This is a genomic window from Salmonella sp. SJTUF15591 (genome assembly GCF_043356435.1).
Lineage (GTDB): Bacteria > Pseudomonadota > Gammaproteobacteria > Enterobacterales > Enterobacteriaceae > Salmonella > Salmonella enterica.
This window is the reverse complement of record NZ_JBEUJO010000004.1, coordinates 358400-371982: the sequence shown is the minus strand read 5'-3', so window position 1 is coordinate 371982 and position 13583 is coordinate 358400. Positions and strand designations below refer to the sequence as shown.

The 13583-nt window shown below is 52.7% G+C and carries 13 protein-coding genes; 5 read left to right on the top strand and 8 right to left on the bottom strand.

Annotated features, from left to right (window positions below):
* Positions 1-6 precede the first annotated feature (6 nt).
* Positions 7-570, bottom strand: coding sequence for an alkyl hydroperoxide reductase subunit C (gene ahpC / locus ABVM99_RS11860; protein WP_000052802.1), 564 nt, complete (start codon positions 568-570; stop codon positions 7-9).
* Between the two features lie 440 nt (positions 571-1010).
* On the opposite strand from ahpC, the gene dsbG reads away from it, so the two are divergent.
* The 4 genes from dsbG to ABVM99_RS11840 all read left to right on the top strand — a co-directional run bounded on the left by dsbG (position 1011) and on the right by ABVM99_RS11840 (position 4967).
* On the top strand, positions 1011-1757 hold the full coding sequence (gene dsbG / locus ABVM99_RS11855) for a thiol:disulfide interchange protein DsbG (protein ID WP_023195748.1): 747 nt from the start codon (positions 1011-1013) through the stop codon (positions 1755-1757).
* Between the two features lie 316 nt (positions 1758-2073).
* A complete protein-coding gene (locus ABVM99_RS11850; RefSeq protein ID WP_000002487.1) occupies positions 2074-2979 on the top strand; it encodes a LysR family transcriptional regulator in 906 nt (301 codons plus the stop codon).
* A 162-nt stretch (positions 2980-3141) separates the two neighbouring features.
* Positions 3142-4377, top strand: a complete 1236-nt coding sequence (locus ABVM99_RS11845; RefSeq protein WP_000118142.1) for a phosphoadenosine phosphosulfate reductase — start codon at positions 3142-3144, stop codon at positions 4375-4377.
* Positions 4350-4967, top strand: coding sequence for a ParB/RepB/Spo0J family partition protein (locus ABVM99_RS11840; RefSeq protein WP_001164751.1), 618 nt, complete (start codon positions 4350-4352; stop codon positions 4965-4967). The genes ABVM99_RS11845 and ABVM99_RS11840 overlap by 28 nt, the downstream gene beginning before the upstream one ends.
* Here the strand turns inward: ABVM99_RS11840 and ABVM99_RS11835 are convergent, their stop codons facing one another.
* Positions 4968-6128, bottom strand: coding sequence for a pyridoxal phosphate-dependent aminotransferase (locus tag ABVM99_RS11835; RefSeq protein ID WP_052938301.1), 1161 nt, complete (start codon positions 6126-6128; stop codon positions 4968-4970).
* Between the two features lie 126 nt (positions 6129-6254).
* Here ABVM99_RS11835 and ABVM99_RS11830 point away from each other — a divergent pair, with 126 nt between their 5' ends.
* On the top strand, positions 6255-7343 hold the full coding sequence (locus ABVM99_RS11830) for an oxidoreductase (RefSeq protein WP_023194513.1): 1089 nt from the start codon (positions 6255-6257) through the stop codon (positions 7341-7343).
* Positions 7344-7378: 35 nt separating this feature from the next.
* Here the strand turns inward: ABVM99_RS11830 and ABVM99_RS11825 are convergent, their stop codons facing one another.
* The 6 genes from ABVM99_RS11825 to entE form a co-directional block, all read right to left on the bottom strand.
* Complete coding sequence (locus tag ABVM99_RS11825) at positions 7379-7576, bottom strand: YbdD/YjiX family protein (RefSeq protein WP_000460619.1); 198 nt, start codon at positions 7574-7576, stop codon at positions 7379-7381.
* 63 nt (positions 7577-7639) lie between these two features.
* Entirely contained in the window at positions 7640-9745 is a 2106-nt protein-coding gene (cstA, locus tag ABVM99_RS11820; protein WP_023194512.1) for a pyruvate/proton symporter CstA, read from the bottom strand.
* Positions 9746-9926: 181 nt separating this feature from the next.
* Positions 9927-10340 carry a proofreading thioesterase EntH gene (entH, locus tag ABVM99_RS11815; protein WP_000637966.1) on the bottom strand — a complete coding sequence of 138 codons (414 nt, stop codon included), beginning with the start codon at positions 10338-10340 and terminating at the stop codon, positions 9927-9929.
* A 2-nt stretch (positions 10341-10342) separates the two neighbouring features.
* Entirely contained in the window at positions 10343-11098 is a 756-nt protein-coding gene (gene entA, locus ABVM99_RS11810) for a 2,3-dihydro-2,3-dihydroxybenzoate dehydrogenase EntA (protein ID WP_020839499.1), read from the bottom strand.
* Complete coding sequence (locus ABVM99_RS11805; RefSeq protein ID WP_001007166.1) at positions 11098-11955, bottom strand: isochorismatase; 858 nt, start codon at positions 11953-11955, stop codon at positions 11098-11100. Before ABVM99_RS11805 ends, entA begins: the two co-directional genes overlap by 1 nt.
* Positions 11956-11968: 13 nt before the next feature.
* Positions 11969-13579 carry a (2,3-dihydroxybenzoyl)adenylate synthase EntE gene (entE, locus tag ABVM99_RS11800; RefSeq protein WP_001222447.1) on the bottom strand — a complete coding sequence of 537 codons (1611 nt, stop codon included), beginning with the start codon at positions 13577-13579 and terminating at the stop codon, positions 11969-11971.
* Positions 13580-13583 lie beyond the last annotated feature (4 nt).

Genomic DNA, 13583 nt, shown 5'->3' with positions numbered 1-13583 from the left:
GGAAATTTAGATTTTACCGACCAGGTCTAAAGATGGAGCCAGAGTCGCTTCGCCTTCTTTCCATTTCGCCGGGCATACTTCGCCTGGGTGAGCGGCAACGTACTGTGCTGCTTTAATTTTACGCAGCAGGTCAGACGCGTCACGGCCGATACCTTCAGCGGTAACTTCGATCGCCTGGATGATACCCTGCGGGTCAACAACAAAGGTCGCACGGTCTGCCAGACCTTCATCTTCACGCATGTTGTCGAAGTTACGGGTCAGGGCGCCAGTCGGGTCGCCGATCATCGCATATTTGATTTTTGCGATAGTTTCAGAGCTGCTGTGCCATGCTTTGTGCGTGAAGTGAGTATCGGTTGAGACGGAATAAACGTCTACGCCCAGCTTCTGCAGTTCTTCGTAATGGTCGGCAACGTCACCCAGTTCAGTCGGGCAAACAAAGGTAAAATCGGCCGGGTAGAAGAAGAAGACGCTCCAGCGGCCTTCGGTATCTTTCTCGGTGACTTCAATGAATTCACCGTTTTTGAACGCCTGGTTTTTGAAAGGTTTGATTTTGGTGTTAATTAAGGACATCTATACTTCCTCCGTGTTTTCGTTGAGGAGTAAGTTAACGAAATTTTGCTGATTCGGCTAATGCGTTTCCATTATCAAATCAATAAGCGTTAACTAACAACCCGATTCGGGCGACATTGTGAACACTGCGCCCTGTCAGCCATCTAAAGTAAAAAGGCCGCCTGACAGGCGGCCCCATTACCTGAACTACCCGTAGGTAACTTCAGAGCCAGTACGACTCGTCTTGCAAATTACAGACGTATTGTCTGCAACTCGAAATCCATAGCGTATATGCTGGCTAAGTGTTGCGCTCTACATTACCTTAACAAAGGCTGTAACAGCGAAAAGGATTACATCACCCCAGCATAGAAAGGGCAATCCCGGCACGCCAGCTCTTACCTATGTCTGTGATAGGCATCATCATTAATACTCTTTTCGCTTTGATCTTAAAAGGAAAAAATATGATTAAACGTACATTGCTGCTTGCTATGCTGCCCATTCTCGCCCACGCGGAAGAACTGCCTGCGCCGGTTAAAGCCATTGAAAAACAGGGCATAACTATCCTGAAATCCTTCGAGGCGCCGGGGGGCATGAAGGGCTATCTCGGAAAGTATCAGGATATGGGCGTCACGATTTACCTGACGCCGGACGGCAAACACGCGATTTCCGGCTATATGTATAATGAAAAAGGTGAAAATCTTAGCAACGCCCTGATAGAAAAAGAGATCTATGCGCCGGCCGGACGAGAAATGTGGCAGAAAATGGAAAAAGCGTCATGGATACTCGACGGTAAAAAAGACGCGCCGGTGGTGCTGTATGTCTTCGCCGACCCTTTCTGCCCCTATTGTAAGCAGTTTTGGCAGCAAGCTCGCCCGTGGGTCGAATCCGGCAAGGTACAATTACGTACGTTACTGGTCGGGGTGATTAAACCGGAAAGCCCGGCCACAGCCGCAGCGATTTTAGCCGCGAAAGACCCGGCGAAAACCTGGCATGACTATGAAGCCTCCGCAGGAAAGATGAAGCTGGAGGTTCCGTCGTCCATCCCCCCGGCGCAGATGAAAGTCATTAATCAGAATCAGCAGTTAATGGACGATCTTGGCGCTAACGCGACGCCAGCAATTTATTACATGAATAAAGATAAGATTTTGCAACAGGTTGTGGGTTTACCGGAAAAAGCGCAACTGGACGCCATGATGGGGCAGCCTTAACGCAGAAATTAGCAAGGCAGAAGCTTAACCGTACCCCGCCCGATAGCGCTGCCTTTGTCGGGCCAACCTCCTCCCGGCATTAACGCGACGCCAGACCAGCATGTCATCCGGCACAGCCTTTTTAGACTAACGGCGTGATTATAAAAGTGTACGTTATGTCCGCCTTTACTGTGATTATTTACTCGCTAAAATATTCATAACTGTGGTATTTTAGTTTAAATAAACTCTACATTAAGTTTAATAAACATAACTCTGGTAAATTATTGAGATTAAGTCATAATCATGAAAGATACCATGATGATGCCGGGAAGATACTATGGCTAACCTTTACGACCTGAAAAAATTTGATCTTAACTTGTTGGTTATATTTGAATGTATCTATCAACATTTAAGCATTAGCAAAGCAGCAGAAACACTCTATATTACACCTTCTGCCGTAAGCCAGTCATTGCAACGCCTGCGCACGCAATTCAACGACCCTCTATTTATTCGTTCAGGTAAAGGAATTACGCCTACCGTAACAGGCATTAATTTACATTATCATTTAGAAAATAACCTTAACAGCCTGGAACAAACTATTAATATAATGAATCAGTCCAGCCTGAAGAAAAAGTTTATTATCTACAGCCCACAATTGTTGATAACGAAACAATTACTGGAACTGATGAAATATCTGCGTAAAGACCCACAGATTGAAATTGAACATCACGACATTTTGGGAACGGAAGAATCTCCTGAAGATCTTCTCGCCTACCGTAAAGCAGATATTGTCCTCTCGATGTCGCCGATCAGTAATCGCTCCATTGTTTGTACGCACTTTTATAGGGTGGAATGCGTTCTGGTTTGCAGTGAAAACCATCCCCGATTGCGAGAGAGCGTAAGCGTTGAAGAACTGCTGAAAGAAACTTTTACTCATCTCATCGCCGCCGATGATGCCGCAGTAAAAGAGCATCAGACTTTCCTTAATCATGTATTAGCAGAAAGAACTATAGGCTTTAAAAGTAAGTCGCTTATCACTATTGCCAATGCGATTAGCGTGACAGATCTTATTGGTTTTTTACCTAAGATTATTGTGGATTATTATCAACCCACGGTTAAGCTTAGACAAATTTCCACACCTTTTTCTGTTCCTGCTAACCCCCTCTATCTTATGTATAATAGAGCTTCGCTGAATAATAGCGGATTTGCTGAGCTCATTGAGCACATCACAAAAAAGTATTAATAAGAAGGCCCAAGAGGGAGGTAATATAAATTCAATGTATATGTCTACATAATGTATTTATTTAGCAAATATAATAAAGCATTGCAAGTTCATCTAATCCGCTTATCCTTTATGTTAATTATTCGAATATACTCTAGTTAACACATCGGAGACTATCCAGAGATGTCGGTTTATAAAGTTCCGCTTGAGCAAAATGTTCTGGAAGCGGCTCAAGAGCGTATAATGTGGACCCTGGAAACCTTACCCCGGGTCTGCGTCTCATTTTCTGGTGGTAAAGATTCAGGACTTATGCTGCACCTGACGGCAACGTTGGCGCGCAAAATGAATAAAAAGATCCATGTTCTCTTCATTGACTGGGAAGCGCAATTCTCCTGTACCATCGCCTATATTGAATCATTACGTGAATATTACGCGGACGTTATTGAGCGTTTTTATTGGGTCGCATTACCCTTAACCACACAAAATTCCCTTTCACAATACCAGCCGGAGTGGCAGTGTTGGCAGCCGGGTACCGACTGGGTACGACAACCGCCAGAAGATGCGATTACCGATCCGGCCTTTTTTTCCTTTTATCAACAAGGCATGACCTTTGAACAGTTCGTTCGCGATTTTGCCGACTGGTTTTCAGAAAAACGTCCTGCCGCTATGCTGGTCGGTATTCGTTCCGACGAATCCTATAACCGATTTGCCGCTATCGCTAACTCGCATAAGCTGCGCTTTGCCGACGATAAGCCCTGGACCACGTTAGCCCCTAAGGGGCACACCTGGTATATCTATCCCATCTATGACTGGAAAACCGCAGATATCTGGACCTGGTTCGCCAAAACAGGTAAACCCTGTAACCCTTTGTATAATTTGATGTATCAGGCTGGCGTACCGCCCCGTTACATGCGTATTTGCGAACCGTTCGGCCCGGAACAACGACAGGGGTTATGGCTGTATCATGTTATCGAACCTGAGCGCTGGGCGGCCATGTGCGCCAGAGTCAGCGGCGCACTCAGCGGAGGAATATACGCCGGACAAGACAGCCATTTTTATGGCCACCGGAAAATTTTAAAACCCGATCACCTTAACTGGGAAGAGTACGCGCTGCTCCTGCTACACAGTATGCCTGAAGTCACTGCCGAACATTACCGTAATAAAATCGCCGTTTATTTGCAGTGGTATAAGAAAAAAGGCATGAACACTATTCCACAGACGCAGCATGGCGATATCGGATCGCGCGATATTCCGTCGTGGCGACGGATCTGCAAGGTATTACTGAACAATGATTACTGGTGCCGGGCGCTGTCATTCAGTCCGACAAAACCTAAGAATTACCAGCGTTATAACGAACGTATGAAAGCTAAACGCCAGGAATGGGGGATCTTATGCAACACCGACTCACAGCCGAAATAACTCACTTTCTCTCTGAACTGCCTGAAGAGGAGAGGATCGCCGCCATTAATGAATTTAGAATGGCGATACATAGCGTTAGTCCTTTTCGCGATGAGCCTGTCGATTGTGTCCTGTGGGTGAAAAACGATCATATTTCACCTAATGACTACAACCCGAATAACGTTGCGCCGCCCGAGAAAAAACTGCTGCTTAAATCGATTGAACAAGATGGGTTTACGCAGCCGATCGTGGTGGTAAAGGCCGATGCCGAGGAGTACGAGATTGTGGACGGTTTTCACCGCCATGAGCTGGGCAAAGGAAAAGCGGCCCTGAAAAGGCGTCTGAAAGGCTACCTGCCGATAACGTGTCTGGACAGAGAACGTCACGAACGTATGGCGGCAACCATTCGGCATAACCGCGCGCGCGGGCGTCACCAGATCCACGCCATGTCAGAAATCGTGCGCGAACTTTCTCTGCTAGGCTGGGACGAGAGCAAAATCGGCCAGGAGTTAGGTATGGACGCCGATGAAGTCCTGCGCCTGAAACAGATCAACGGCCTGCAGGAGCTTTTTGCAGACCGTCGATTCTCCAGAGCGTGGACGGTTAAATAACTACAGTTTACACAGGCGCTCTGCGGCGGCCAGCAGCGTTGATTCCTGTTTAGCGAAACATAAACGTATAAGCTGATGCGGGAAAGGGGCGGCGCAAAAGACAGAGAGCGGAATAGCGGCGACACCGACTTCTTCGGTTAGCCACTGACAAAACTCAACGTCATTTAGCGTCGACACTGCGCTGTAATCGATTAACAGAAAATAGGTACCTTCACAGGGCAGCACTTTTAATCGGCTTTGCGCCAGCGCGTTAACCAGCACATCGCGTTTTTTCCGGTAAAAATCGGGTAACGCGCGATAGTGTTCCGGCGCGGCGCGCAGCATATCCGCCAGCGCCAGTTGCGCCGGCGTATTGACGCAAAACGTCAGGTACTGATGAACTTTGCGTATTTCGGCGCTAATGGCCGCAGGCGCAACGCAGTAACCAATCTTCCATCCCGTCATATGAAAGGTTTTACCAAACGATGAAACGGCAACCGCCCGCTCTCGTAACTGAGGGTGCGCCAATACGCTGGCATGACCTTCGACGGCAAAACAAATATGTTCGTACACTTCATCGCTTAACACATAAATTTCCCGCTCGCCGATAGCCTGCCACAGCGCCTCGATATCCTCCTGACGCCAGACGGTAGCGGTGGGATTATGCGGCGTATTGAGGATCACCAGCCGCGTGCGCTCGCTAAGCAACGCCGAAAACGCCTGCCAGTCGACGCGAAAATGCGGCGGCGTAAGCGCTATGCGTTTTAACACGCCGCCGGAGAGCTCCACGGCCGGGGCATAGCTGTCGTAACTGGGATCGAAACAGATAACCTCATCCCCTGCCCGCACCAGCGCGGTAATCGCCGCATACAGCGCTTCTGTCGCGCCCGCTGTGACGGTGATATCACTGACGTCATCGGGTCGATAACCATATATTTCCGCCGTTTTATCGGCTATGGCCTCCCTCAGCGCCTGCGCGCCCGTCATCGGCGCATATTGATTCGCGCCCTGCGCGACATGATAAGCCAACCGCTCGTGCAAATAAGAAGGACCATCAAAATCAGGGAAGCCTTGCGATAAATTTATTGCCTGATGTTTCTGCGCCAGCGCGCTCATTTGCGTAAAAATCGTGGTGCCAAGATTGGGCAATTTGCTTTTTGGAATCAGTGGGTTATTTCTCATTATCTTCATACCCGCCAGTGATGTGGTTATTGACACACTATCACAGGGTGTTAGTATTTGGCAATCAAGACGTTTAGATGTCTAAATATAATAACAGCGGTGAGAAGACCCTAAGGACAACACAACATGAACCACACTGAAATCCGCGTCGTTACCGGCCCGGCGAATTATTTTTCCCATGCCGGAAGCCTCGGAAGACTGACAGACTTTTTCACGCCGGAACAGCTTTCCCACGCCGTTTGGGTGTACGGCGAACGCGCGATTGCCGCCGCCCGGCCTTACCTGCCGGAAGCGTTTGAACGTGCTGGCGCAAAACATCTGCAGTTTACCGGCCATTGTAGCGAACGCCATGTTGCCCAACTGGCGCACGCCTGCAACGACGATCGTCAGGTGGTGATAGGCGTCGGCGGCGGCGCGCTGCTCGATACCGCCAAAGCGCTCGCCCGCCGTCTGGCGCTGCCGTTTGTCGCTATCCCGACCATCGCGGCAACCTGCGCCGCCTGGACACCGCTTTCCGTCTGGTATAACGACGCGGGACAGGCGTTACAGTTCGAAATTTTTGATGATGCCAATTTTCTGGTGCTGGTCGAACCGCGCATTATTCTGCAGGCGCCCGATGACTATCTGTTAGCTGGCATTGGCGATACGCTGGCGAAATGGTATGAAGCCGTTGTGCTTGCGCCGCAGCCTGAAACGTTGCCATTGACCGTAAGACTGGGCATTAACAGCGCGTGCGCTATTCGCGATCTCCTGCTGACCAGCAGCGAACAAGCATTAGCGGATAAACAGCAGCGTCGGCTGACCCAGGCATTTTGCGACGTGGTGGATGCGATTATCGCTGGCGGCGGTATGGTCGGCGGCCTCGGAGAACGCTATACCCGTGTCGCCGCCGCCCACGCGGTACACAACGGTCTGACCGTCCTGCCGCAAACGGAAAAATTCCTGCACGGAACGAAAGTGGCTTATGGCATTCTGGTGCAAAGCGCGCTACTGGGACAAGATGACGTGCTGGCGCAATTGATTGCAGCGTACCGGCGATTTCATCTGCCGGCCAAGCTTAGCGAACTGGACGTGGATATTAATAACACCGCCGAGATCGATAGGGTAATCGCGCATACCCTGCGCCCGGTCGAATCCATCCACTATTTACCGGTGACGTTAACGCCAGACACCCTGCGTGCGGCGTTTGAAAAAGTGGAATTTTTCAGAATATAGCCTGGTGACGTTGCGTTTATCAGGCCTGGCAACCCTCAGCAGCAACGCGCGCCGCCTTTTCCACCATAGCGCGCATCCTGCCGCTCGCGGAAAAATTCTTCATAGGTCATCGGCGTCTGATCCGGATGCGTTATGCGCATATGTTCCACATAGTTGTCGTAGTCTGGCACGCCAATCATCATTTTTGCGGCCTGTCCCAGATATTTTCCGGCTTTCGAAAGCGTATCGAACATCGTTGTCACCTGTCATCCAAATGCCCTCTCCTTATTCTGGAGAGGGCTATTGATGTAAAAAGATTAGTGCGCGCCTTTCGCCTGCGTCACGATCTCATCCACATTTTCCGGCATCGGCTCATACGGCGTTTCATTCGCCGTCGGTTTATCAATCTTCAGAGCGGCCAGCGCCGTCTTAATAGAGAAGACCGCCAGCACCACGACCACCACCATAAAGAAGATGGTTAGCCCGGCATCCAGACGGTTATTGAATACCAACTGCGCGAGCTGCGATTCGGTGTACTGCGGCGGAATATTGCCGCTGTCGATCATCGCCTGGAACTTATTGGCAATGGCCAGGAAGCCGATTTTCGCATCCGGACTAAACGCTTTCTGCCAGCCCGCCGTCAGCGTACAAATCAGCAGCCAGGCCGTTGGCACCAGCGCGACCCACGCATAACGCTGACGCTTCATTTTGAACAGTACCACGGCGCAAAGCATCAGCGCCATGCCCGCCAGCATCTGGTTAGCGATGCCAAACAGCGGCCACAGGGTGTTAATACCGCCCAACGGATCGACCACGCCCTGATGGAGGAAATACCCCCACGCCAGCACGCACAATGCCGTAGCAAGCAGGTTCGCTGGCAGCGAATCGGTACGTTTCAGCCCTGGCGACACTACGCCCAACAAATCCTGCAACATAAAGCGCGCCGCACGGGTACCCGCATCCACCGCCGTCAGAATAAACAGCGCTTCAAACAGAATGGCGAAGTGATACCAGAACGCCACATCCATCATGCCGCCCAACGCGCCATGTAAAATGTAGGCCATCCCTACCGCCAGCGTTGGCGCACCGCCTGCGCGGGAGATAATGGATTGTTCGCCGACTTCATTGGCAATCTGGTGTAACGTATCCGGCGTGATAGCGAAACCCCAACTACTGACCACCTGCGCAGCAGAAGCCACGACATCCGCAGTCCCCGCTGGCGCCAGTACCGCCATCGGACTATTCATCGCAAAGTAAACGCCCGGATCGATAATACAGGCGGAGACCAGCGCCATAATGGCGACGAAAGATTCCATTAACATCCCGCCGTAGCCGATAAAGCAGGCCTGGCCTTCGTTGGCCAACATCTTCGGCGTCGTGCCGGAGGAGATGAGCGCATGGAAACCGGAGACCGCGCCGCAGGCGATGGTAATAAACAGGAACGGGAACAGGTCGCCCGCCCAGACCGGTCCGGTACCATCAACAAATTTGGTCAGCGCCGGCATAGTCAGCGTCGGACGCATGATCAGAATCCCGACCGCCAGACCGACAATCGTACCAATTTTCAGGAAGGTAGAGAGGTAATCACGCGGCGCGAGCAGCAGCCAGACCGGCAGTACCGCCGCGACAAAACCATACCCCACCAGCATCCAGGTAAGCTGCACGCCAGTAAAATCAAAGTACGGCGCCCAGGTTGGGCTTGCCGCCACCCATCCGCCGGAAATAATAGCGAAAATAAGAAATACCAGCCCAATGACCGACACCTCGCCGATGCGCCCCGGACGCAGATAACGCAGGTAGATGCCCATAAAAATCGCCAGTGGAATGGTGAACGCGACAGTGTACGTTCCCCACGGGCTATGGGTCAGCGCTTTCACCACGATCATCGCCAGGACGGCCAGAATGATCACCATGATCATAAAGCAGGCTACCAGCGCGATCACCCCTGCCGTCGCGCCCATCTCCTCTTTAACCAACTCGCCAAGCGAACGCCCATCGCGCCGGGTCGAGACGAACAGCACCATAAAGTCCTGCACCGCTCCCGCCAGCACGACGCCCGCCAGCAGCCAGATCATCCCCGGCAGATAGCCCATCTGCGCCGCCAGTACCGGCCCGACCAGCGGACCTGCGCCAGCAATGGCCGCAAAATGGTGACCAAAAAGCACTTTCTTATCGGTCGGGACATAATCCAGACCATCATTATGACGTACCGCGGGCGTCATACGCGTTGGGTCAACCGCCAGCACTTTTTTGGCGATATAGAGCCCATAAAAACGATACGCAATAAGATAGACACAGACCGACGCCACCACGATCCATAGCGCGTTGATCTGTTCCCCACGATTTAACGCAATATAGCCCAGGGCAAACGCACCCAATACTGAGAGCGCTGTCCAGACGAGGTATTTCCCTGATTTATTCATAGTTGTTGTCCGTTTGGGTGTTCCAGAGAGATGTTACATTTTGTTTCTATAACACCTTTACCGTAATTAACAACACAACAACATGATAAAACCGTATCGTTACCCATTTTTTACATTACAGTGTTAACCAGATCACTTCCTTTCTTCGTTGACGCTGCAATTGCATTTTACTTTGCCAGAACTATCCCATTACCGCCGTTCCCAGGCGACAGGTGCAGCAGCGCCTCCCCTGCTCGTCAAAGAGCGTAATTTCCCAGCTTTGATTCTGCCGCCCCAGATGCAGCGGCAGGCAAACGCCGCGTACTTTCCCCTGCGAGACGGCGCGGTGGTGGGTGGCGTTTAACTCGGTCCCGACCACGCACTGCCCGTCGCGGGTCATCAGATAACCCGCCATTGATCCTAACGTCTCCGCCAGCGCTGCCGATGCGCCGCCGTGTAGCAGACCAAACGGTTGATGAGTGCGGGCATCGACAGGCATTTCCGCCTCCAGCACGTCATCGCCCAGACGGGTGTAAACAATGCCCAGATGCGCCACCAGCGTGTTCTGACTGGTAGCGTTCAATTCATCCAGCGTTAAATGCCGTTTCCAGATCATCGTCAGGCTCCCAATGTTGAACCGCCGTCCACCACGATATCCTGCAAGGTAATGTGGCTGGCCAGATCGGAGGCAAGAAACAAAATGGTATTGGCTATCTCCTGCGGACGGGCGATTTTACCGAGCGGTATGCCGAGCTTAAACTGTTCGCCGAAACCGCGAATACGCTGCTGTTCGGCATCTTCACTTACCCATAACGTGCGCTGCATATCGGTGTCAGTCGAACCCGGCGACACCACATTACAGCGCACCCCGCAGCCCGCCAGCTCCAGCCCTACGGTTAGCGCCAGGCTTTTCAGCGCCGCTTTAGAGGCGCCGTAGGCGCTCATACCGATACGCGGCGTATGCGCCGCATCTGAGGCTACGGTGACAATCGCCCCTCCCTGCTGACGGCGAAACTGCGCCATCGTCTGCGAAAACAGGTTAAATGCCCCGCCCACATTGACCGCAAATGTCTGCTGCCAGTCGTCGACGCTAAGCGCATCGGTCGCTCCCATACGTAAAATACCGGCGGCGTTGACCAGCACATCCAGCCGCGGCGTTTTTTGCAACACACGCTGGCACACCTGCGCAACCTGTGCGGCATCCGCCACATCCATGACTTCGGTAGCAAAGGGATAATTCTCTTGCGTAAATTCGCGATCGAAGCCGATTACCCGCGCCCCGGCGTCAACAAACGCCAGCGCCGTCGCGTAACCGATCCCTTTCCCCGCCCCGGTCACCCATACCGTTTTGTCTGAAAAATCAATACAGGGCATTACTCTACCCCGCGAGAAAGCAGCGCCCACCAGGCGTCAATGGTCGGGTTTTTCGCCAGCATCACGAAGTCGATATCGCCGTGTACTTTACGCCAGCGCGCCGCCAGCCCCATCATGCGTACTGAATCCAGGCCATAATCAATCAGGTTTTCATCGTCCAGCGGCTCGTCGGTCTCATCCAGCAACGGCAGAATCAACGCCCGCAGCGCCGCTTTACTGGCAGGAACCGGCGTCGGCAGCAGCGACTCGGTCATGACGACGCGACCGGAACGCCCCGCCACATAGTTCAGCGCCATCAGATGCTCTTCCCGGCTGAAATCCGCCAGCGCATCCGCCACCATAAACGGCTTAATGTCGCGCATAAACGCATCGGTAGCGGTGGTCATACAGCCAATATGCGCATACACGCCGGTAATGATGAGCTGATTACGTCCGGTATCTTTTAACATCTGTTCCAGCGGCGAGCGGTGAAACGCGCTATAGCGCCACTTCACCAGCACCGTATCCGCCTCATCCGGCGTTAAGGCTTCTACCACCTTCTGCTGTTCCGGAGAGCGTGTCAGTCCCGGCCCCCACATATCATTGAGTAACGCGCGATCTTCATCGCTTTGCTCTTTCGGCTGAGCGGTGTAATAGACCGGGATATGATGTTCCTTACAGTACTGGCGCAGAGCGGCGATATTGGCAATCACCTGGTCCATCATTGGGCAGTTGCGGCCCCAAAAGCTGACAAAGTAATCCTGCATATCGTGGATGAGCAGCGCCGCGCGCTCCGGCTCAAATGCCCAGTTCACTTTGTTGGTCGGGATATCCAGTGCGGTGGGCAGCGCGTAAGACTGTAGTTTTGGAATGGCCATCTCTCTTTCTCCTTCAGAGCGGTGAACGTGACGCCAACCGCTGGCGTAATTGTTTTTTATCGACTTTACCAACCGGCGTCAGCGGCAGTGACGCAACGCACTCCACGCGATCCGGTAATTTAAATTCCGCCACGCCCTGCTCTCGCAGGAAACGGCGTACCTGTACCGCTCGCAGCGGCTCTTTTACCACCAGATATGCGCAACTTTTTTCTCCCAGCAGTTCATCTTCCATGCTGACCAGCGCCGCATGGATCACCGCCGGGTGGCGCAGTAACAGGTTTTCTATCTCTTCGGCGGCTATCTTCTCGCCTCCCCGATTGATCTGATCTTTTTCACGCCCGTGAACGGTGATGTAGCCGTCTTGATCAATGGAGATCAGATCGCCGGAGCAGTAAAAACCGTTGGCGTCAAAGGCGCTGGCATTGTGTTGCGGACTGTTGAAATAGCCGCGAAAAGTATAGGGGCCGCGCGTCATCAGACGACCAATCTCGCCCGGCGGCAGCGGATTCCCGTCGGCATCCGCCACCCACACTTCGTCGTCCGGACACATGGGTCTTCCCTGGGTATTGATAATCCGTTCCGGACTATCGTCCAGCCGGGTATAGTTCACTAACCCTTCCGCCATGCCGAAGACCTGCTGCAACTGACAGCCAATTTCAGCCGGAATACGGGCGGCCAGCGTCGCAGAAAGCCGCGCGCCGCCGACCTGCAATAACCTTAATGACGCCAGCGGCGCATTGCCGCCCCACTCCTGGATAGCCTGTAGCCATAGACTGACCGCGGGCGGCACCAGCGCCGTGGCATTAATCTGGTGTTTTTCGATCAGCGGGAAACAGAGCGTGGCGCTGGGATCGGTCGCCAGCACTACCGTTCCTTTGGCGAGAAAAACGCCCAGCGCGCCCGGCGAACTCATGGCGTAGTTATGCGCGGCGGGAATCGCGCACAGAAAACGCGTCTCCTCGTTGAAACCGCAAATCTCATTGCTGCGACGCACGCTGTAGTAATAGTCGTTATGGGTACGGGGAATAAGCTTTGGCGTGCCGGTAGTACCGCCGGAAAGCTGAAAGTAGGCCACTTCATCAGCAGGTGATGGCGTGGCGGTGAAATCTTCCGCCGCCTGCCGCATCGCCGCGTCCAGGCTGTGATCGCCGTCGTCGTTGCGCAATAACACCACCCGCACAGAGCGGTGTTCAGCCACAAACGTGTTGAGAAAGTCCTCCCCGGCGAACAGCGTATGTTGGCGATCGGCGATCACCAGCGTCGGCGCGATCTGCATCGCATAGGCGTTAAGTTCGGTACGTTGATGGCTAAACAGCGCCAGAACGGGCGCTACGCCAAGCTTCAACAGGGCGAAAAAGGTGATATACAGTTCCGGTACATTCCCCAGTTGTACCAGAGCGGTTTCGCCAGGTTTGATGCCCTGACGGCGTAAACTGCAGGCCAGATTATCTGCGGCCTGGTTGAGCTGGCGATAGCTGAATGCGCGCTCGCCTTCAATGACCGCCGTCTTGTCGCTGTCAGCGTGGCGGGTCAGAATATCGGTCAACGGCACGTCTTGCCAGTAGCCTTTTTCACGATAACGGCGGGCAAATTCATCCGGCCAACGGGTGAAAGGTATACGCATCATC